At 41.6% G+C, this 19,666-nt stretch carries 20 protein-coding genes, 1 tRNA gene and 1 other annotated feature; of the genes, 17 read left to right on the forward strand and 4 right to left on the reverse strand.

What is annotated here, in order from left to right:
• Nucleotides 1–3 precede the first annotated feature (3 nt).
• Nucleotides 4–429 carry a rhodanese-like domain-containing protein gene (locus tag EKM65_RS03455; RefSeq protein ID WP_125605524.1) on the forward strand — a complete coding sequence of 142 codons (426 nt, stop codon included), beginning with the start codon at nucleotides 4–6 and terminating at the stop codon, nucleotides 427–429.
• Nucleotides 430–633: 204 nt separating this feature from the next.
• Here the strand turns inward: EKM65_RS03455 and EKM65_RS03460 are convergent, their stop codons facing one another.
• Nucleotides 634–813, reverse strand: coding sequence for a DUF3042 family protein (locus EKM65_RS03460; RefSeq protein WP_057754365.1), 180 nt, complete (start codon nucleotides 811–813; stop codon nucleotides 634–636).
• A 422-nt stretch (nucleotides 814–1,235) separates the two neighbouring features.
• Here EKM65_RS03460 and miaA point away from each other — a divergent pair, with 422 nt between their 5' ends.
• The 3 genes from miaA (at nucleotide 1,236) to glnA (ending at nucleotide 3,989) form a co-directional block, all read left to right on the forward strand.
• Nucleotides 1,236–2,180, forward strand: coding sequence for a tRNA (adenosine(37)-N6)-dimethylallyltransferase MiaA (gene miaA, locus EKM65_RS03465; RefSeq protein ID WP_125605526.1), 945 nt, complete (start codon nucleotides 1,236–1,238; stop codon nucleotides 2,178–2,180).
• A 94-nt stretch (nucleotides 2,181–2,274) separates the two neighbouring features.
• Nucleotides 2,275–2,640, forward strand: a complete 366-nt coding sequence (locus EKM65_RS03470) for a MerR family transcriptional regulator (RefSeq protein ID WP_125605528.1) — start codon at nucleotides 2,275–2,277, stop codon at nucleotides 2,638–2,640.
• 11 nt (nucleotides 2,641–2,651) lie between these two features.
• Entirely contained in the window at nucleotides 2,652–3,989 is a 1,338-nt protein-coding gene (glnA, locus tag EKM65_RS03475; protein WP_125605530.1) for a type I glutamate--ammonia ligase, read from the forward strand.
• Nucleotides 3,990–4,797: 808 nt separating this feature from the next.
• On the opposite strand, the gene EKM65_RS03480 is transcribed toward glnA, so the two are convergent.
• A complete protein-coding gene (locus EKM65_RS03480) occupies nucleotides 4,798–7,200 on the reverse strand; it encodes a Xaa-Pro dipeptidyl-peptidase (RefSeq protein WP_125605532.1) in 2,403 nt (800 codons plus the stop codon).
• Nucleotides 7,201–7,263: 63 nt separating this feature from the next.
• Here EKM65_RS03480 and EKM65_RS03485 point away from each other — a divergent pair.
• From EKM65_RS03485 to rpmA, 3 genes are all read left to right on the forward strand, one after another.
• A tRNA-Arg gene (locus EKM65_RS03485) sits at nucleotides 7,264–7,337 on the forward strand.
• 417 nt (nucleotides 7,338–7,754) lie between these two features.
• Nucleotides 7,755–7,826, forward strand: a sequence feature (ribosomal protein L21 leader region).
• A gap of 13 nt (nucleotides 7,827–7,839) precedes the next feature.
• The gene (rplU, locus tag EKM65_RS03490) at nucleotides 7,840–8,151 is read left to right on the forward strand and encodes a 50S ribosomal protein L21 (RefSeq protein WP_125605533.1); all 312 of its coding nucleotides are present in this window, start codon (nucleotides 7,840–7,842) and stop codon (nucleotides 8,149–8,151) included.
• 23 nt (nucleotides 8,152–8,174) lie between these two features.
• The gene (gene rpmA / locus EKM65_RS03495; protein WP_057754386.1) at nucleotides 8,175–8,465 is read left to right on the forward strand and encodes a 50S ribosomal protein L27; all 291 of its coding nucleotides are present in this window, start codon (nucleotides 8,175–8,177) and stop codon (nucleotides 8,463–8,465) included.
• 89 nt (nucleotides 8,466–8,554) lie between these two features.
• Here rpmA and EKM65_RS03500 read toward each other — a convergent pair whose 3' ends face one another.
• The gene (locus EKM65_RS03500) at nucleotides 8,555–9,499 is read right to left on the reverse strand and encodes a helix-turn-helix domain-containing protein (RefSeq protein ID WP_225420386.1); all 945 of its coding nucleotides are present in this window, start codon (nucleotides 9,497–9,499) and stop codon (nucleotides 8,555–8,557) included.
• 138 nt (nucleotides 9,500–9,637) lie between these two features.
• On the opposite strand from EKM65_RS03500, the gene EKM65_RS03505 reads away from it, so the two are divergent.
• Nucleotides 9,638–11,254, forward strand: a complete 1,617-nt coding sequence (locus tag EKM65_RS03505; protein WP_125605537.1) for an ABC transporter transmembrane domain-containing protein — start codon at nucleotides 9,638–9,640, stop codon at nucleotides 11,252–11,254.
• 304 nt (nucleotides 11,255–11,558) lie between these two features.
• Here EKM65_RS03505 and EKM65_RS11170 read toward each other — a convergent pair whose 3' ends face one another.
• Complete coding sequence (locus EKM65_RS11170) at nucleotides 11,559–11,714, reverse strand: hypothetical protein (RefSeq protein ID WP_164506801.1); 156 nt, start codon at nucleotides 11,712–11,714, stop codon at nucleotides 11,559–11,561.
• A 457-nt stretch (nucleotides 11,715–12,171) separates the two neighbouring features.
• On the opposite strand from EKM65_RS11170, the gene EKM65_RS03510 reads away from it, so the two are divergent.
• From EKM65_RS03510 to EKM65_RS03550, 9 genes are all read left to right on the forward strand, one after another.
• Nucleotides 12,172–13,236 (forward strand): M24 family metallopeptidase, encoded by a 1,065-nt coding sequence (locus tag EKM65_RS03510; protein ID WP_125605614.1) that lies wholly within the window; start codon nucleotides 12,172–12,174, stop codon nucleotides 13,234–13,236.
• 661 nt (nucleotides 13,237–13,897) lie between these two features.
• Entirely contained in the window at nucleotides 13,898–14,461 is a 564-nt protein-coding gene (gene efp / locus EKM65_RS03515) for an elongation factor P (protein WP_125605538.1), read from the forward strand.
• 11 nt (nucleotides 14,462–14,472) lie between these two features.
• On the forward strand, nucleotides 14,473–14,925 hold the full coding sequence (locus EKM65_RS03520; RefSeq protein ID WP_125605541.1) for an Asp23/Gls24 family envelope stress response protein: 453 nt from the start codon (nucleotides 14,473–14,475) through the stop codon (nucleotides 14,923–14,925).
• A gap of 3 nt (nucleotides 14,926–14,928) precedes the next feature.
• Nucleotides 14,929–15,381, forward strand: a complete 453-nt coding sequence (nusB, locus tag EKM65_RS03525; protein WP_125605543.1) for a transcription antitermination factor NusB — start codon at nucleotides 14,929–14,931, stop codon at nucleotides 15,379–15,381.
• Between the two features lie 111 nt (nucleotides 15,382–15,492).
• Nucleotides 15,493–16,335 (forward strand): bifunctional methylenetetrahydrofolate dehydrogenase/methenyltetrahydrofolate cyclohydrolase FolD, encoded by an 843-nt coding sequence (folD, locus tag EKM65_RS03530; protein WP_125605545.1) that lies wholly within the window; start codon nucleotides 15,493–15,495, stop codon nucleotides 16,333–16,335.
• Nucleotides 16,336–16,340: 5 nt separating this feature from the next.
• Nucleotides 16,341–17,684, forward strand: a complete 1,344-nt coding sequence (gene xseA / locus EKM65_RS03535; RefSeq protein ID WP_125605547.1) for an exodeoxyribonuclease VII large subunit — start codon at nucleotides 16,341–16,343, stop codon at nucleotides 17,682–17,684.
• Nucleotides 17,685–17,686: 2 nt separating this feature from the next.
• Complete coding sequence (locus EKM65_RS03540) at nucleotides 17,687–17,926, forward strand: exodeoxyribonuclease VII small subunit (RefSeq protein WP_125605549.1); 240 nt, start codon at nucleotides 17,687–17,689, stop codon at nucleotides 17,924–17,926.
• An 8-nt stretch (nucleotides 17,927–17,934) separates the two neighbouring features.
• On the forward strand, nucleotides 17,935–18,846 hold the full coding sequence (locus tag EKM65_RS03545; RefSeq protein WP_225420387.1) for a polyprenyl synthetase family protein: 912 nt from the start codon (nucleotides 17,935–17,937) through the stop codon (nucleotides 18,844–18,846).
• Nucleotides 18,843–19,664, forward strand: coding sequence for a TlyA family RNA methyltransferase (locus tag EKM65_RS03550; RefSeq protein ID WP_125605551.1), 822 nt, complete (start codon nucleotides 18,843–18,845; stop codon nucleotides 19,662–19,664). The genes EKM65_RS03545 and EKM65_RS03550 overlap by 4 nt, the downstream gene beginning before the upstream one ends.
• Nucleotides 19,665–19,666 lie beyond the last annotated feature (2 nt).

Raw genomic sequence — 19,666 nt, forward strand, 5'->3', positions numbered from 1 at the left:
AATATGGTCGTATTAGCAGTCAGTGGTTGGTTAGTCATTAATTTAGTTCTAATTGCGATTTTACTATGGATGGTCGGTAATTGGGCTTACTATAAAATTCGTGGTCGGCAATTAAAAGGCGCAATTCATACCAAAGAATTTGAGCAAGGCATGCGAAAAGCACAGTTGTTAGATTTGCGTGACAAAAAAGATTTTGATGCCGGGCATATTTTAGGTGCACGTAACATGCCATCAGTTCAGGTGAAGACTTGGGCAGCTGATTTACGTAAGGATTTACCGGTTTATATGTATGAAACTGGCGAAAACATTGCGATCCGTGTTGCCTTACGGTTAAAAAAAGCTGGTTTCACTAATGTTAAGTGGCTTAAAGGCGGCTATGCCGATTGGGATGGCAAGGTCAAGAAGACAGTTAACAAGTACAACGATTAGTTTAGAGTGCGGTGAACAACGAGTTAGCAATGTAACTTTAAACAGAGTGGTCATTGCGTATTAATGCAACGAAATTCATGTTTAAAATCACTGCAGTCAACTGTTCACAGCACGTTTTGCAGCAAAATAAAAGGAGCAGGATATTTTTTATCCCAGTTCCTTTTTAATATCACATTAAAATCTATCGTTCGTTTAAGACATTGATCAACCTTGATGCGCTGCATGACTCTTGCGGTTTGCTCGACGACGGTTCTCTTCAACTTTGTTATCAAATTCTTCTTGTGGTTCGATGACGGTCTTCTTAAAGGCAAATAATGAACCTGCAACTGCACCAAGAGTTGTTAAACTACCAATCAGAAATCCTTTTGCAAAATGTTTTGCCATTTTCGTAACCTCCTTTGTTTTCACTAATATTATCGCTTATTCTTGAACAATTAGCAATTATGAACCAATCTGAATTCATAAAATCATCTTCACCAGTTGCCTTAAGCACGTTTCAGATCAGAGTGCGCAAAGCGACAGGTTGGGTGTTTGTATTTAAAAGAGAAGATTGATGCGTGTAGCGCAGCAAGATTCACGCTTAAATACACGACACACAGTTGCTTTAAGCACGTTTCAGCCAGAGTGCGCAAAGCAACGGGTTGATTGCGTAGCTCTAACTGGGAAACACAGCTGGGTGCCAACCCAGATGGGATTCCTAGTTAGACATAGCACTCAGTTGCCTTAAGCACGTTTCAAAACACAAAATAGCTAGGATTGGGATTATTGCCCAGTCCCTATTGACATCATACAAGGTAGGAATCGTCATGAAACCTAAAGTACTAGTAATCGTTGGTCCAACAGCAGTTGGAAAAACAGCCTTAAGTTTAGAACTAGCTCAGAAATTCGCTGGAGAGATTATTTCTGGTGATTCTATGCAGGTTTATCGCCATTTGAATATTGGCACGGCCAAGGCAACAGCGGCAGAGCAAGCGGTGGCGTCACATCATTTAATTGATATTTGTGACGTGAATCAAGAATATTCCGCTTTTCAGTTCAAACAATTAGCCACTGCTAAAATTAACGAAATTACGGCTCGTCAACACTTACCAATTATTGTTGGCGGGACGGGTTTTTATATCCGTAGCTTGCTGGAAAACTTAGATCTTGGTGGTGCTGAAAAAAGCGGCGAACGAAACGAAATTCGCCATCAATTAGAACAGCGGTTAATCGAAATTGGCCCAGAAAATTTATGGCAAGAATTACAGCAAAAGGATCCTGCTGCAGCTTCTAAAATTCCAATCAGTAATTCGCGGCGGGTGATTAGGGCGTTGGAAGTGATTCAGCGGACAGGTGCTTTATTTTCTGTGCAAACACAACATGAACAACCTTTTGACGCACTAGTACTCGGTTTAAATTTGGAACGGGGCTCACTTTATCAACACATTAATCGGCGTGTAGAACAAATGTTGGCAGAAGGATTGACGACTGAAGCAAAGTGGTTGTTTGCTCAAGTACCACCAACAGCACAAGCAGCCAAAGGTATCGGCTATCGTGAATTTAGGCCCTATTTTAATCAAGAAATTGACTTAGCGACAGTGCAGACACAGATTCAAATAGATTCGCGGCATTATGCTAAACGTCAGCTAACTTATTTTCGCAATCAGCTACCGGTACCAGTGAATTGGTTTGATCTCCTTAAAGATGGTGCCGCGCGTGATCAGATTGAGGTGTTGATAGCTGCGTGGTTAAATAGCTCAGCGCAGATTTAGAAATAAAATAGCATTCATGTTAGGAAAGCTAACATCAGCAGTTGCATCTTTTTTTTGAAGTTGGTATGATAAAGAACGTTAGGAGCAAAAGGCTTTGGCACAAGAAAAATTACGTTCTGATTTAGCAATTTTGCCAATTGGTACAGCTATCAAGCTGACTGGTTTATCCGCACGTCAAATTCGTTACTATGAGGCAAATCATTTAATTAAAATTGCGCGCAGTGATAGTCAGCAGCGCTTATTTTCACTTGATGATTTGCAGCGATTAATGCAAATCAAGGCGTTAATGGAAACCGAACATAATTTAGAACAAGTTCGGCAGTTATTGACGCGTTCACGACGAGCGGTTGATCATTCAGATAGTCAATTACGGCATACGTTGCAAGACGAAATTTTATTGGCCAGTCCTTTTAGTCGTTCCCAATCCAATTATTCGTCAACATTTAAAGGTCAAAACTAAAGGAGTAGGTTATGACAAAAAAAGTGTATACAGCAACTGAAATCAAAAACATCGTTGAAGAAGAAAACGTACAGTTTCTACGGTTAATGTTTACCGATATCAATGGTATGCTGAAAAACGTTGAAGTTCCGGTCGACCAAATTAACAAGGTTCTCAATAATAAAGTCATGTTTGATGGTTCTTCAATTGACGGCTTCGTTCGAATTGAGGAAAGTGATATGTTACTGATCCCCGATTTATCGACCTTTTTAATTTTTCCATGGGGTTCTGAGCATGGGAAAGTCGCACGCTTGATTTGTGATGTCTTTACGACTGATGGCGAACCCTTCATGGGTGATCCGCGGAATAACTTACGACGCATCGTGGCAGAAATGAAAGAGGAGGGCTTCACCGAATTTGATATTGGACCTGAACCTGAATTTTTCTTATTCAAATTAGATGCCAACAACAAACCAACACTTGATTTAAACGACGATGGCAGTTACTTTGATTTTGCTCCGCTTGACTTAGGTGAGAACTGTCGCCGCGATATCGTGCTAGAATTGGAAAAAATGGGCTTTGAAGTTGAAGCCAGCCATCATGAGGTTGCCCCCGGCCAGCACGAAATTGACTTCAAATATTCTGATGCTGTTGAAGCTGCCGATAATATTCAAACTTTCAAACTAGTTGTTCGTTCAGTTGCACGTAAACACGGCCTTCACGCGACATTTATGCCCAAACCGCTGGAAGCCATTGCTGGATCAGGTATGCATATTAACATGTCGCTGGGTACGCCAGAAGGCAATGCATTTTATGACGCCAACATGGACGATAAATTATCAGCAACGGCTAAACATTTCTTAGCTGGCTTAATGATTCATGCACGTTCTTTAACAGCTATTAATAATCCAACCGTTAATTCGTATAAACGTTTAGTGCCTGGTTTTGAGGCGCCAGTTTATGTCGCTTGGTCTGGTCACAATCGTTCACCATTGATCCGAGTTCCACAAGCGCGTGGTTTATCGACTCGCTTGGAATTACGGAGTGTTGATCCAAGTGCTAATCCATATTTGGCGATTGGCTCGATTCTAGCTGCTGGTTTAGATGGCCTTAAGAATCATTTGGAAGCTCCTGAACCAGTTGACCGGAATATCTACGGCATGACCGCAGACGAGCGCCACGAGGCTCATATTAGCGATTTACCATCAACTTTACACAACGCATTAAAAACTTTAGAAAAGGATGATGTGATCAAAGCTTCACTCGGTCCACATTTATATCAAAGTTTTATGGATTCAAAGCGGATGGAGTGGAATTCTTATCGTCAAACCGTTTCTGAATGGGAACGTGAACAATATTTGTCATTATAGTGCAGACGAAAAGCCTAACAGATTGATTTTAATCTGTTAGGCTTTTTTGATGACGCGATATCATATGATGACGTTTCTTTACCGTCGGGGTTAGTTATTGATTGAGCCGAATGAAAAACAATTCGTTTCAAATTCGTTCCTGTTATAAATGCTAAGCCCTAGAACTGTTATGTTGATGCCTACGGGAAATACGCTGGTGGAACGCTGTGGGCTCGACTTTAAGCCAATCAACGATTGTCTTAAAGCTCGGCCTTCTCGTAAGCGATAAATCGCCAACGAGAATTTCACAGCTGACCGCGATTTCCCTCCGGCACTGACGAAAGAGCGTTAGTGCAACTAAACTTCTAATTTATACTTCTAAAAATTTGAAGTGTTCTAACCATTCGTCAATTCAGCGCTTGTGCAAAGGTTGCTCTCTTGCTAGTTAAGTGGTGGAAAATAAATACCGCTCAGTAGTGACATTAATGTTGGCAATTTATTGCTTACATTAAGGCTTGTCTTGGAGACGATTTTGAAAAAATCGGCTTCAAGCAACGCCCACTACGTTCCAGCGACAAGTATTTATTTTCCACCACGGCCCCGCACGTTTCGTATCCAACCTTTGTGCAAGCGCGAAGAATCACAACAAAACAGTTTTAGTTTCGCCCGTCTTAATTAATAACGTTCCAGCGCCAAGTGTTTATTTTCCACCACGGCACCTCGCACGCTCCATACACAACCTTTGCGCAAACGCGAAGAACCACAACAAAACAGTTCTAGTTGCCACCATTTTGATTAGTGACAAGCAACTAGAACTGCAAATTACATATTACCCTAAATTAACCACTAATTTTGAACTTTCCAAATCGAAAGTATAGGTGATTTCATTTTGATCGCGAATGGTCATGCCCATGTCGGTTGCGTAGAGAATAATCCCTAATCGGTGACCAGCAGGCAGGTGGTAGTAGGTTGGTTGCAAACGTAAGTCAAGCTCGTATTGTTGGTCCGGTTCAACGCGTTCACTTTCATAAGCATTGAGCCGATTTTGTAAATTAAGATGCCCTTTGGCAATTAATTTAGCTGGCGTCGCTGCAGCAGCAGTTTTGAAGGCCATGGTTGTTTCTAGCGGACCGTGATAACCTAATTGCCGTGTTTGAAGTTCAACGGTTTGCGGCCGAACAGTTAAGCGCTTGGCCTCGCCATAATCAATTAACATTGCACTGATTAAACCGTGATTAGCACTGCTTTTAACGTTGAGATGAACTACGGGCCGACCAGTAATCAAGAGTTCCTCTTTAAGCTCTGGTGTTTTAAAGACGATTTGATTGTTGGCAAAACGTTTATCTTGTTGGATGAAGGCTTCTTCCCAAGCTAAATCTTTTAAGCCACTTTCATGGAAAGCTTGAACACCATTATCGACGAAATGATCTTTATTTTCAGAAGTGATTTCAAAATTCTTTGTTAGTGCGAAATCTTTTTCGGTCGCGCCGTCCCAAGTTGCTGGTGTTTGCCAATCACTTTCGTCCAAGTTACTTTGAATTAAATAATCGGGGAAAATAGCATCAGCATGGTTTTCAATCCCGCAAAGTTTGTTAGATAACCACATGTTGATTAAGTCATAGAAATCCAAGCTAGGGAAGTTGTTAATATAAATGTGTTGACCTTGATGCAAAATAACTTTGTGGTCAATCCCTTGTTCTTTTAAGACTTGATTCAGTTTATAAACATTCTTTGGTTTCACATTCCAATCGTTTAAGCCGTGAACACTAACGATCGGACATTTAACCAGGTTAATGTTATTGCGGTAATTACGAACATCCCAGAAGTGATTATAACTGCCAGTTTCGCGATCTTGATCCTGTTTCATCTGTGCTAATTTCTGATCATAGAATGGTTTTACTTTGGCATAATCGCCTGCATCTTTTTGACGGCTGAAACATTCATTCGTTAACACATCCGTGTCTTCACCTTGGAAAGTTTGTGGTGCAACGACTAAGCCATGTTCGCGATAATAATCATACCAACTAGAAATTGCAGCTTCAGAAATAACTGTATCTAAGCCAGCCACACCAGTTGTTGCAGCAGCGATAGCTAAGGTGCCTAAGTAAGATTTGCCGGTCATCGAAACATGGCCGCTGCACCACGTTGCTGCCACCTCATCAAGACGAGAACGATCGGTAAAGGCGCGCCGGTCACCATGGAGCCATTCAATAATGGCAATTGTTGAGGCCGTTTGTTCTGGTGAACCGCAAGTTCCAATACCATCTGATCCGCGAGTGCCAATTCCAGCAGCATAAACGGAAGCAAAGCCTCGCTGCAAGAAATAATCACTTAAAGTTACCGTACCGATTAAACTTGGTTCGGCGACGCTAGGATGATTGGCAAAAGGATTGGTTAATGCAGTGGCAGGATTAGTGGTTGCAAAAGTTTTGAAGTCATCAAACTGATCTTGATTTTCGCGTGCGTCACCAATTGGCTTAGCCGCCATTTTGAGATCAACATTGTTCATTGACGTATCAGTTGTGCCTTTGAAATAAGGATTAGCAGTGTATAATGCTGGTAATTTAATAAAGTCATTGGCTGTTTGTGGTCGAATAATTGTGGCTTCTAGTAAATCTCGTTGGCCATCGTTATCGGTGTCTAAATCAGATTCTACGTAAACAACTTCGCGAATTAAATTATCAGCAGAGAAAGTGGCTTGGGCTTTGCCATTAAAGAAAAGCGGCCGTTGTTGTTCACCTGAACTTAAATTAACGGCGTAGTAGCCACGTGCTGCTAAATTGTCAATCAAAGCATAGCCATTTTTACTACGTGTGTTTAACAATTGATAAACGGCACTGGTCAATGATTCCGTGTTGAAATATTGTTTATCAACAAAAGGTAGGCCTAATTTTTTCATCGTTGCAATCGGATCAGTCAATGAAAAGTCAAGCGGGGTATAAAAGCCTAATAATTGTAAAGCAACATTATAAAAAGCGTGTTGCTCAAAACGATCGCCAATATTAGCCAGATATGAAAAAAGAGTTTGATCCTTGTTAACAAGCAAGTTGCTAAATTGTGTTTCTAAAGCAGCTTGAGAACGATAGTCCGGGAAAAGATGACGGAAGACATGACGGGTGAGCTTATCAAATGAATACTGAGCCACATCAACGGGGTATATTTTGATACGTTGTAATTCAAGAATTTGTTGTTGCGGTGTGGGTAATGAATATGCGAATTGATTATATTTCATTGGATTTCCTCCTAGTTTGATTGACAATGCTGAAGTTTTTTGACTATAATAATTAGGTTGTCTGGAGCAGTAGCTCAGCAGGATAGAGCAACGGTCTTCTAAACCGTAGGTCGAGAGTTCGAATCTCTCCTGCTCCACTAATCTATAATGTCATTATAGTGAAAAAAAGCCTAAGTTGATAGGCTTTTTTATTTTTGTTTCATGATAATTTAATGAAGTTGTTGAGTTTGCTTTTATTATGACAGATCATTTGAAGATAAGGTAAAGGTTAGGTTGATCAGTTAACACTTAATCTGCTAATTGAATCCATCGGTAGACATAGATTGTTGAATAACCAAGGGACGATTAAAAAGTAAGCCATTGCCGCTGCAAGTAGGCAGAATTTAGTAAAATAAGTTAGCACGACTGTTATCCGGGAATAAATTTAAAAGACGGTCGAGTTTCTATTAGCGATACTCATTATTAATTTGCACAGTTTTCTCTTAACAAATCTCGTTAATCGGTTGCGGTTAGCGGGATTTTTTGGTAGAATGATGGAGTTGTATTTGTGAACTCCACAGCTGCAACCGCACAATCAGAGGTTTTAAAGCAATTTGCTACCTCTTTTGGCGAGTCTAAGATAATAGGAGGTGCACGTAGATGTACGCAATTATTAAAACTGGTGGTAAACAATATAAAGTTGAAGCTGGCGAAGCTGTTTATGTAGAAAAGCTTGATGTAGAAGCTGGCGAAAAGGTAACTTTTGATGAAGTTATTTTAATCGGTGGTGAAGGAACAACGACTGTTGGCGCACCAACAGTCAACGGTGCTACTGTTGTTGGTACTGTTGAAAAACAAGGTCGCGAAAAGAAAGTTGTTACTTACAAGTACAAGCCTAAGAAACATCAACATCAAAAGAAGGGTCATCGTCAACCATACACTAAGGTTGTCATTGACACTATCAATGCTTAATTAGCTAACGGAGGTGCATCGCAATGGAAATGCATAATTTACAATTCTTCTCTCACCATAAAGGTGGCGGTTCCAGTGCGAACGGTCGTAACTCTGCAGGTCGTCGTTTAGGTGCTAAGCGTGCCGATGGCCAAACTGTTACTGCTGGTTCAATTCTCTACCGTCAACGTGGCACTAAGATTCATCCAGGTGTGAACGTTGGTCGTGGTGGCGATGATACATTATTTGCCTTAACTGATGGCGTCGTTAAATTCGAACGTCTTGGTAAAGATCGCAAACAAGTATCTGTTATGCCAGTCGCTCAAGAAGCGTAATTCATGTTAATAAAAGCCTAACCAGAATAATCTGGCTAGGCTTTTTTGGTGGTTTATTTTTGAGGCAATAGCTGTGGCTAATCTGGCGGTTACATAAATCTGAAAAAATTACTCTGATGATTTCGCTGAGTAGAGATTAAGCCGTCTTTAATAGCAGTCCAATTTTCAAGCTGATGATTAAGCTGGAAATGCCGCAAATAGTTCAGTGTTTCCGCAAATAATTGATTGGCTTCATCAATTTGATTTTCATAAAGTTTAATCCAACCACGCATAAAAGGCATGATGATTTTGAGGTAAACTTTTTGGGCCATCTCCAGATTGGGTTGGGTGAGATAATTTTCCAGCAAGTGGTAGACATGAGTGGCTGCAGGGCAGTCGCTTAAGCCAACTAGGACTGAAATTGCGGTGAGATAGCAATAAACGATATCCGTTTCATGCCCGGGAATTTTTTGAAAACGCACCGTTTTGTTCTTAAGATTGTCAACTAGCTGTCTAATTTGCATGGGTGGTAAAGTCATCATGGCATCCATGAAAAGGCGGACTTCATAAACGCCCCAACTGTCAACATTAAATAAATATTGGCTGATCGAGATCGGGTAATCACCGGATTTGAGAGACTCACGGGGATCAGGATAACGGTGCTGCCATTGGGCAATTTGGAGATAATGATCCAGCCGCAAATCATAGTGTTGTTGCAGCTGTTTCTGGAGTTTGGTTAACTTTGAGTCAATGGCTTTTAGATCTGGAGAGCGCTGCTTTTTTGAGAGTAAGTAGCCGACTGACCTCAACTTTTCGACGGCAGCTATCTTTTGTTCGACAGTCGTAAGCAGTGTACCTTTACGTTCAATCTGAAATTCTGCGAAACTGACATTGATCTTTTCCAATAAATGTTCGAAGCGATCGACCGAAATATTGGTTTGATCATGTTCAAACATTGAGATAAACGAAATTGAATTCAGTTCATCGGCAACTTGTTTAAGGGTTAAGCCTTTATTTTTTCGCAGTCGTTTAAATGTTGCACCGTATGTTTCCAAGCTAGCGACCTCCTTTACCGTAACTTTAAGATACATCCATGATAAGCATCATCAGCTATTATTTCAATATATTGAAATAATGAGTCGCGTGCAACAACTTCATTCGTATACTGGTCAAAAAGCAAAGAGGTTGATCAAATGAATGTAAAAAAATATTTATGGCAAGAAAAACGTTTGACAGGAATCACGATATTTTTTATTGTGGTGACTATTTTATGTCAAACTTTGGTGACGGTTATTTTAAATCGCGTGTTGGATTCATTAATTCAAGGAAAGTCGCATCAGTTTGTTTTTTGGTTTAGTTTTGACGTGATTTTTTCGCTTGGTTATTTCAGTTGGTCACGCTGGTCTGATTATCGTCAGAGTAAAGCGGTTGAGACTTTGAATTATGATTTACGATGCGATTTGGCGCGGGGGATTAGTCATTTTGATGATCAAAAGTTTCATCAGTATAGTGTTGGTCAATTGACCTCATGGCTGAATAATGATATTGAACAGATTAAGCAGAAAGGGTTCGTCAATTTTTTTGAGATGATCATGTATGGCTGTGGGGTGATCTTTCCACTAGTTACACTGAGCATGTATCATTGGACGCTGACAGTGACGACACTCGTTTTTGCAATACTGATGGTGATTTTGCCGCCACAAATTAAGAAGTTGATTGAAACTGGTTCCAAAAAAGTAACCGAAGCTAATGAACGCTTTGTTAATCAGGTGACCAATGTTTTATCGGGTTTTGATACTTTGCTGGCCTTCAAACGGCGTGGTGAAATTTCGCAACGGCTGAATCGGCAGTCAGTTGAAGTGCGCGAGGCCAATTTAGCATATGCTCGTAAAGAAGTGGCAGTCGATGCTTTGACCTATTCGCTCAGTTTGTTCGGCCAGTTTGCCATCATTGGGCTGACCAGTTGGTTAGTATTGGGACATCAACTTTCGGCGGGCTCATATTTAGCAACGGGTCAATTAGCGGGAATTATGTTTACTTCGTTCTCGCGACTAGCTAGCTTATTAGTGGTCCGCAAGGCTGTGACACCAATTTTTGCTAAATATCAAGATTTAAACTATGAAACACCAGTCGCAGAATCTGAGTTTGCTGCTGATGCACAACCGCAAGTTGTTTTACATGATTTTGGGCTGACCGATGCTAAACATCATCAATGGTTGCAGAATGTTTCAGGTAATTATCACGATCATCAAAAGATTGCCGTCAGTGGTCCCAGCGGTTCTGGAAAATCGACGTTGTTGCGGGGGATTGCGCAGATTATCAGTCCTAAACAGAGCCATGGTCAATTAGAGTGGTTGCCACAAGTCCCCGTTTCTCAAGACAGTACGGGCAATAATTACGCATTATATGTACCGCAGTCGGCTTATATTTTTAACGATACGATTCGTTACAATCTGACGCTAGGACGTGATGTTAGTGATGATTTATTGCAGCAAGTTTTGGTACGGGTTGATCTGGTTGAAACCATCGCACAGTTGCCAGATGGTCTGGAGACGGTGATTAGTACGAGCGGCGCTGATTTGTCAGGTGGTCAAAGGCAACGACTAGCGTTAGCCAGAGCTTTATTGGTTCAAGCGCCGGTTTTGTTATTTGACGAAAGTACAGTCAACGTCGATGCCAAAACGGCCTTAACGATTGAACAGACAATCTTAACTGATCCCAACGAAATGGTCTTTTTCGTTTCTCATAATCAACGTCCGGAATTGCAAAAATATTTTGATCAAACAATCGACTTGCAGATTGCGGAATAGGAGTGTGATTGGGTTGTAAATGGTAAGTCCTAGAACTGTTATCGTCGCTGTTCTACGTGCCTCCAGAAAATACGCTGGTGGAACGCTGTGGGCTCGACTTTAAGCCAATCTACGATTGTCTTAAAGCTCGGCCTTGTCATAAGTGATAAATCGCAAACGACAATTTCACAGCTGACCGCGATTTCCCTCCGGCACTGACTAAAGAGATGTGTTGGTGTGATTTAACAGTAAATTTGTGCTTCTAAAAATTGGAAGGTATTCAACCACTCGTCAATTCAGCGCTTGCGCAAAGGTTGCCCACTCGCTAGTTTAGTGGCGGCGAAGAAACACCGCTCAGTAGTGACATTAATGTTGGCAATTTATTGCTTACATTAAGGCTCGTATTTGAGACGATTTGTCCTGCAATCGGCTCAAATCGACGCCCACTACGTTCCAGCGCAAAGTATTTCTTCGCGGCCACGATATCCACTATGCCTAATTTGCAACTTTGCGTCATGCGTGAAGAAACTCATACTAGAATTTATAATTAGAAAGAGTGAGAACAAAATTCTAGCTCTTTTTTAGTTGGTGCTTTTTGGATCCTAATCTGAAACGTGCTGCAACAACTGACTGCGCATAATTTAAGCGTGCCTCTCTCTGTGCTTGCACACAGCAATCTTCCCGTTTAAATTAAGGCAGTCAACCCGTTGTTCTCTACACTATTGAAACGCGCAAAAGGCAACTGATGGTGAGTAATTTAATTGAAAATCTTGCTGCGTTAACACGCATCAATCTTTCCAATTAAATTAATACCATCAACACGTTGCTTTTTGCACTCTGATTTGGACTTGCGGGGATTGGAAATGTGGCTTAGAATATGGCTTAAATTCGTTTGAATTTTAATTTTCCAAAAATTGTGAAATGAAAGTGTGTAAATGATGACAAGACTTGCAAATTTGAGAACAAAAATAGCTCAGGAAAAAATTCCGGCAATTTTAATTACGGATACGCGCAATGTGACCTATTTGAGCGGTTTTACTGGCGATGAGAGTGTTTTGTTAGTTAACGCGGATCAGGCTTATTTTATTACGGATTCTCGCTACACTGAACAAGCTGCCCAGCAGGTGCAGGATTTTGAAATTGTCGAACATCACAAAGGCGTTTTTGTTGAAGCACAGAAATTAGCAGCTGCTGTTGGAATGCAGACGGTAGGCTTTGAAGCAACGCATTTGAATTACGCGGAATTTCAAAGCTTAACGAAACTGTTCGGCTCAATTCAACTCGTTGCAACGAACGGTGTGGTCGAACAATTACGCGAAGTGAAAGATGCTGGTGAAATTAAATTACTGAAACAAGCCATTAAGATTACTGATGACTGCTTCGATTTTCTGTTAGGTTTTGTCAAACCGGGCATGACCGAATTGGCGGTTGCCACGGAGATGGAATATTTCATGCGCAAACATGGTGCTTCTGGTTCGTCCTTTACAACTATTGTGGCTTCTGGATATCGTTCCGCTTGGCCACATGGAACGGCTAGTGATAAAAAAATTCAAACTGGTGAATTAGTCACCTTCGATTTTGGCTGTTACTACCATGGATACACGTCAGACATGACACGGACGATTGCTGTTGGCGATCCGGGTGCTGAAGCTAAAAAGATTTATCAGATTGTTTTGGATGCAAATAAAAGAGTCGTTGAAGCAAGCAAGCCTGGCGCTACTGGCGGCTTAATCAACGATGTCGCTCACAATTATGTGAAGTCTCAAGGCTATAGCTTCGGTCACGGCACGGGTCATGGGATTGGTCTCGATATTCATGAAGGCCCTGGCGCTTGGGGAATTTATAATGCCCAGCCATTAGTTGCCGGTAATGTGGTAACCGACGAGCCAGGAATTTACGTTGAAAATCTTGGCGGTGTACGAATTGAAGATGATTTGTTAATTACCGCAGATGGTTGTGAGGTTTTGACACACGCGCCGGAAGATGAATTAATTATTTTGTAATGGTTCTGATTTAAAATGTGCGAAAAACAACTGTCGGAAGTGACTTTAAGCGTGAATCTCCTTGCGTTGACACGCAATGATCTTCCCGTTTAAATTCATGTCGCCAACCCGTTGCCTTTCGCGCTCTGATTTAAAATGTGCGCAAAGCAACTGATGGCAAGTAGTTTAAACGTGAATCTCACTGCGTTGACACGCAGCAATCTTCTCGCTTAAATTAATGCCATCAACCCGTTGCTTTTCGCGCTCTGATTTAAAACGTGCTCAAAGCAACTGATGGCAAGTAATTTAAGCGTGAATCTCACTGCGTTAACACGCAGCAATCTTCTCGTTTAGATTAATGCCATCAACCCGTTGTTTTTCGCGCTCTGATCTTGAAACGTGCTCAAAGCAACTGGCGGAAGTGAATTTAAGCGTGAAGCTCCTTGCGTTAGCACGCAATGATTTTCCCGTTTAAATTCATACCGCCAACCCGTTGCTTTTCGCACTCTTTTTGCTTTCTCCGTGATTTTTCCGAGGTAAATCTGTTATAATTAGAAGTAGTTTGGTGTAATTTGGCTAAATTTTGTCATCGCCGCTTTGTTGCGCAACACTCAGACGCTGCTTGCATTCCAGTATACTGGCTTGATATAGTAGACATAACGAAAATAAGTGAGGCATAAATATGATTTCAGTAAACAACTTCAAAAACGGCTTGACCATTCAAGTTGATGGTGATTTATGGCGTGTTGTGGAATTCCAACATGTTAAACCCGGTAAGGGGAGTGCATTCGTTCGAAGCAAGTTAAAGAATTTACGTACTGGCGCTGTTCAAGAAAAGACCTTCCGCGCAACTGAAAAAGTTGAAAAGGCACAGATTGATAGTAAACAAATGCAATATTTATATGCTGACGGTTCTAATTACGTCTTCATGGATACCAATACTTACGAACAGCTTGAATTACCTGGTGAAGAAATTCAAGATGAACTGAAGTATTTGAAAGAGAACATGGTCGTTGGTGTGCAGATGCATGGTACCGAGACATTAGGAATTGATATGCCTAACACTGTCGACTTAACTGTTACTGACACTGAAGCAGGTATCCGTGGGGACACATCTTCCGGTGGTAGCAAACCTGCAACAATGGAAACTGGCTTAGTTGTTCAAGTACCATTCTTCATCAATGCAGGCGATGTTTTAACAATTAATACCCAAGACGGTACTTACATCTCAAGAGCAAAGAACTAGGAGATTATCAGATGGCTGAAGAACAAAATATTTTGTTAACAAAAAGTGATAATCAAGCAGGTACGATTCAAATTGCGCCTGAAGTTTTAGAAGTTATTCTTGGTATCGCTGCGCAACAAGTTGACGGCGTTTTGGAAATGCGGGGAAACTTGACTAATAGCATTAATACCTTACTTGGCCGGCAAGATCATGGCCGTGGGGTTGAGCTATCTGTTGACGGCAATCAAATCAACGCAGATGTTTATGTTTATTTGAATTATGGCGTCTCTGTTCCTAAGGTTGCTTTAGATATGCAGAAAGTTTTAAAGGAACAACTCTATTACATGACTGACCTCGAATTAAATGAAGTTAATATTCATGTTAATGGCATTATTCCCGCCAAGGAAGAAAAGATTGATACTGACGCATTTTTTGCTGATGCGATTACTGATCAAAAAAATGAAAATGAAGCAGCAGGTGAATAGCGCATGTTAGATCGCCATCAGGCAAGAAGTGCGGCTTTTCAAACGTTGTTTATGTTAGAGAGCAGTTCGGATTTAACACCGGATCTTGCCATCAGCGAAGTTTTGACAACCACGCAGAATAAGACCGATGATCAACCGATTCAACTCGATTTAAACGATCCTAATCAGGTTTATTTACAACAACTTGTGCATGGTGTTGTTGAGCGGCAGACAGAATTAGATCAAGCATTAACGCCAAAGTTAAAGGGCGGTTGGACGTTGAAGCGTCTTTCTAAAACAGATCTTTTAATTTTGCGCTTAGGACTTTTTGAAATTGAAAATGCTGCGGTTCCACAGGCAGTTGCAATCAATGAAGCCATTCAATTGGCCAAAGAGTTCAGCGATGATCAGTCTGCTAAGTTTATCAACGGTGTTTTGGCCAAGTTTATTGAGAATGGTTCAGATCACAAATCATAACATTAAAACTGCCACTGTTTGGTTCGTGCAGATCTTTTCAGGTTTGCAGTGCTAATGAGGCAGTTTTTTTATGGCGTGCTTTTTAAGTTCAGAAATAAAGAGGTAATGATAATGACAACAATTCTAGATGGCAAGGCTGTTGCCAAAAAATGGCGGGCAGCCACTAAAACACGGGTCGAACAACTCTTAGCAAGTCGTCATATTGTTCCTACCTTAGCAGTAGTTTTAGTTGGTGAGGATCCAGCCAGTCAGATTTATGTTCGCAACAAAATTAAAATGGCGCAGCGCGTTGGCATCCGTTCAATTAATCAGACTTTACCAGCAACTGCGACTCAGGCCGAAGTTTTGGCAGTGGTTGCTGAACTAAATGCTGATCCAGAGGTGGATGGCATCTTAGTTCAATTACCGTTGCCAGATCAAATTAGCGAAGAGACTGTTCTATTGGCCGTTGATCCACATAAGGATGTGGATGGGTTTCATCCTTTTAATTTAGGTAAGTTGTGGAGCGGTCAACCTGAATTAGTTCCAGCTACTGCAGCGGGAATCATGCATTTGTTAGCCGAATATCAACTTGATGTTGACGGTAAAAATGTTTTAATCATTGGCCGTAGCTTAATCGTCGGCCGGCCATTAGCTGGTTTGTTTTTAGCCGCCAACGCAACTGTGACAATTGCTCATTCACACACGCAAAATATTCAAACACTTGCACAACAAGCTGATATTATTGTAGCAGCAATCGGGCAAGCAAATTTCGTGACGGCTGATCTGGTTAAGCCGGGTGCTGTGGTAATTGATGTGGGAACGAATCGAATTAACGGTCACTTAGTCGGCGACGTTGATTATGAGTTGGTTGCAGAAAAAGCTGATTTCATTACGCCGGTTCCAGGTGGCGTTGGTCCAATGACGATTGCCGCTTTATTGAGTCAAACGACAGATCTTGCAGAAAAAAGGTGATTTTATTGCCAAATGCAGAGACAGAATTTTTAACCGTGACACAATTAACAACTTATTTGAAGCAGAAATTTGACTTTGATCCTTATTTACAAAAGGTTTATTTAACTGGTGAATTATCTAATTTTCGGTTACGGCCCAACAGTCATCAATATTTCTCATTAAAAGATGATCACGCTAAAATCAATGCCATCATGTTTAAGTCGGCTTTTCAAAAGGTTAAATTTACACCTGAAGAAGGTATGAAGGTACAAATTGTTGGTCGAATCAGCTTGTATGAGCCTGCTGGTAGTTACCAAATTTATGTTGATTCTATGGAGCCACTGGGTGTAGGGGCACTATATCAGGCGTATGAACAGTTGAAGAAGAAATTATCTGCAGAAGGTTTATTTGCCAAAAACAAACGCCCGCTCGCTAAATATCCGCAGAAAATTGCTGTGGTAACGAGTCCGTCTGGTGCAGTTATTCATGATATTATGACGACGTCGCACCGGCGTGATTCCAAAGTGCAATTGGTACTTTTCCCGGCCGTGGTTCAGGGACAAGCCGCTGCTGCGTCACTCGTGCAACGTTTAGAGCAGATTTATCAGTATGATGATTTTGACACGATCATTATTGGCCGTGGTGGTGGGTCAATTGAGGATTTGTGGCCCTTTAACGAAGAAATTGTTGCGCGAACGATGGCAGCTAGTCCCATTCCAATCATTTCGTCCGTTGGTCATGAAACTGACACGACCATTGCTGATTTAGTAGCCGATGTGCGGGCGGCAACACCGACGGCGGCTGCTGAGTTAGCGACACCACAGTTAAGCGACGTTTTATTAGAAATTCAACAGTTACGTTTTCGCGCCATTAATGGCTTTCGTCGCTCGCTGAAAAACTGGCAGCAACTGCTACAGACGCAACAAAAAAGTTTCCTCTTTCAACATCCAGAACGTTTGTATCAGGGTTACAGCCAACAATTAGATTTGTTGGTGCAACGCTTCCAAAGCGTTGCTCAACAATATGCGACCACACAGCAACAGGAGTTTCAAACACTTAATCAACGGTTGCTCAGACAATCGCCGTTGAATCAAGTGCAGAATAATCAGTTGCAAGTTCAGAATTTACAACGCCGCGCTATTCGCGCTTTTCAAGTCGATTTGCAACAACGTCGCGTTGAGATTCAGCATGCTGCGGCAAATTTGGACCAATTAAGTCCACTCAAAACCTTGGCGCGGGGTTATACTTATGCTAGTGATCAGCAAGGACAACCATTAGTCAAACTGACTGATTTTACCGTGGCGCAAGAATTCGACTTACATTTACAAGACGGCCAAATCAAGGCCCAAGTGTTGAAGAAGGAGCAGTAAAGATGGCTGAAGCAAAACAATCATTTGAAACACAATTAGCAGCACTAACAGAAATCGTTAATGAATTAGAACAAGGCAATGTGCCGTTAGAAACAGCATTGACCAAGTTTCAAGAAGGCATTAAATTGTCGCGTTCACTGGAAAAGACACTGACTGAAGCAGAGGATACCTTGACTAAAGTTGTCAATGAACAGGGCCAAGAATCTTTGCTTGCTGAACAGCCGACTAAGACCGAAGAGTAGGTGGACCTGTGAACGAAACGTTAGCGACTTTCAGTCAACAATGGCAACCTCAACTAAATTCATTTATCGAACAACAAGTCAATGCAACTGTCACTCAAGAAACGTTACGGCAAAGCATGTGCTATTCGTTAATGGCCGGTGGCAAACGGTTGCGACCGTTGTTGTATTTGGCGACCGTCGCAACATTTGCAGAAATCCAACCAAGCGATTTGCAGGCGGCGGCTTCAATCGAATTGATTCATACTTACTCGTTAATTCATGATGATCTGCCGGCAATGGACAATGATGATTATCGCCGGGGACAATTGACCAACCATAAGCAATTCGGTGAAGCAATGGCGATTCTAGCAGGTGATGGTTTATTGACCTTGGCGTTTCAGTGGGTTGGCGAACTGGCAAGTAAATCGGCACCGCCACTACCGACCAGTGCGGTTGCGCAAATGGTGACAATCTTAGCACAAGCTGCTGGGCCAAGTGGTATGGTTGCAGGACAAGTGATTGATATTGAAGCCACTGGGAAGAAATTACCTAATTTAGCGATGATTCAAGAGTTGGATGCCTTGAAAACTGGTGCGTTGCTAACTGCACCATTACAAATGGCGGCTGTCCGGCTACAATTAGCTGCGCAACCAACACAGGCGTTAATTCAATTTGGCCGCCATTTTGGTGTTGCTTTTCAAATCTATGATGATTTGTTGGACTATGCGGGTACTGAAGCCGAATTGGGTAAAGAAGTGCATAAAGATGTGGCCGCCGGGAAAAATACATATCCGGAATTCTTAGGTATTGCCGGTGCAAAGGCCAAACTTCATGCAGAAATCAGTGCCGCGCAAACGAGCTTAAACGATTTGGCTGCGGATGTTGAACCGCAACTGTTATTAAGTTTTTTAAGTTATTTCGATAAGGACAGTGGACAGTGAAAAAAGAACGTGTTGACATTTTATTGGTACAACAAGGATTATTTACCTCAAGAGAACAAGCCAAGCGCGCGGTGATGGCCGGACAAGTTGTCGGTAAGAACGAAGAACGTTTAGATAAGCCGGGTGAAAAAATCGATTCAGAAACAGTTTTACGAGTCAAAGGGCAAGTAAACCCGTACGTTTCTCGGGGTGGCTTTAAACTCGCCAAGGCTTTAAATGTGTTCAACATCACTGTTGCCGATCAAGTTGTCTTAGATATCGGTTCATCAACTGGTGGATTCACCGATGTTGTTTTACAACATGGCGCTAAGATGGTCTATGCACTAGATGTTGGTTACAATCAATTGGCTTGGAAACTTCGTGAGGATGCTCGGGTAACCGTGATGGAACGAGTGAATTTTCGTTACAGTCGCCCTGAAGATTTTGAATTAGGGTTGCCTGATTTTGCCGTTACAGATGTTTCATTTATTTCTTTAAAGTTGATCATGCCGCCGTTAACAAAGATTCTCAAGGCTAATGGTTGTTTAGTTGCGCTGATTAAGCCCCAATTCGAAGCGGGGCGTGGCGCCGTTGGCAAGCACGGCATTGTTCGTGATCGTAAAGTGCATGAACAAGTTCTTGAGGAGATTTTAACTTTTGCGCAAGCACAGGGATTTCAAGTTTTAGGATTAGATTTTTCACCAATTACGGGTGGTTTGGGCAATATTGAATTTTTAACGTATTTAAAGTTAGTGGGCGTAGAGCAGGTCACACCTAATCCTCAGATTGACATTAAAGCAACGGTTGATCAAGCATGGCAAGTTCTATTGGCAAAATAAAA

The organism is Lapidilactobacillus bayanensis (assembly GCF_003946695.1).
Classification (GTDB): Bacteria; Bacillota; Bacilli; order Lactobacillales; family Lactobacillaceae; genus Lapidilactobacillus; species Lapidilactobacillus bayanensis.

Coding starts and splice junctions, on each gene's coding strand:
- EKM65_RS03455 (WP_125605524.1), top strand. CDS start 4: ATGGTCGTATTAGCAGTCAGTGGTTGGTTAGTCATTAATTTAGTTCTA.
- EKM65_RS03460 (WP_057754365.1), bottom strand. CDS start 813: ATGGCAAAACATTTTGCAAAAGGATTTCTGATTGGTAGTTTAACAACT.
- miaA (WP_125605526.1), top strand. CDS start 1,236: ATGAAACCTAAAGTACTAGTAATCGTTGGTCCAACAGCAGTTGGAAAA.
- glnA (WP_125605530.1), top strand. CDS start 2,652: ATGACAAAAAAAGTGTATACAGCAACTGAAATCAAAAACATCGTTGAA.
- EKM65_RS03480 (WP_125605532.1), bottom strand. CDS start 7,200: ATGAAATATAATCAATTCGCATATTCATTACCCACACCGCAACAACAA.
- rplU (WP_125605533.1), top strand. CDS start 7,840: ATGTACGCAATTATTAAAACTGGTGGTAAACAATATAAAGTTGAAGCT.
- rpmA (WP_057754386.1), top strand. CDS start 8,175: ATGGAAATGCATAATTTACAATTCTTCTCTCACCATAAAGGTGGCGGT.
- EKM65_RS03505 (WP_125605537.1), top strand. CDS start 9,638: ATGAATGTAAAAAAATATTTATGGCAAGAAAAACGTTTGACAGGAATC.
- EKM65_RS03510 (WP_125605614.1), top strand. CDS start 12,172: ATGACAAGACTTGCAAATTTGAGAACAAAAATAGCTCAGGAAAAAATT.
- efp (WP_125605538.1), top strand. CDS start 13,898: ATGATTTCAGTAAACAACTTCAAAAACGGCTTGACCATTCAAGTTGAT.
- EKM65_RS03520 (WP_125605541.1), top strand. CDS start 14,473: ATGGCTGAAGAACAAAATATTTTGTTAACAAAAAGTGATAATCAAGCA.
- nusB (WP_125605543.1), top strand. CDS start 14,929: ATGTTAGATCGCCATCAGGCAAGAAGTGCGGCTTTTCAAACGTTGTTT.
- folD (WP_125605545.1), top strand. CDS start 15,493: ATGACAACAATTCTAGATGGCAAGGCTGTTGCCAAAAAATGGCGGGCA.
- EKM65_RS03540 (WP_125605549.1), top strand. CDS start 17,687: ATGGCTGAAGCAAAACAATCATTTGAAACACAATTAGCAGCACTAACA.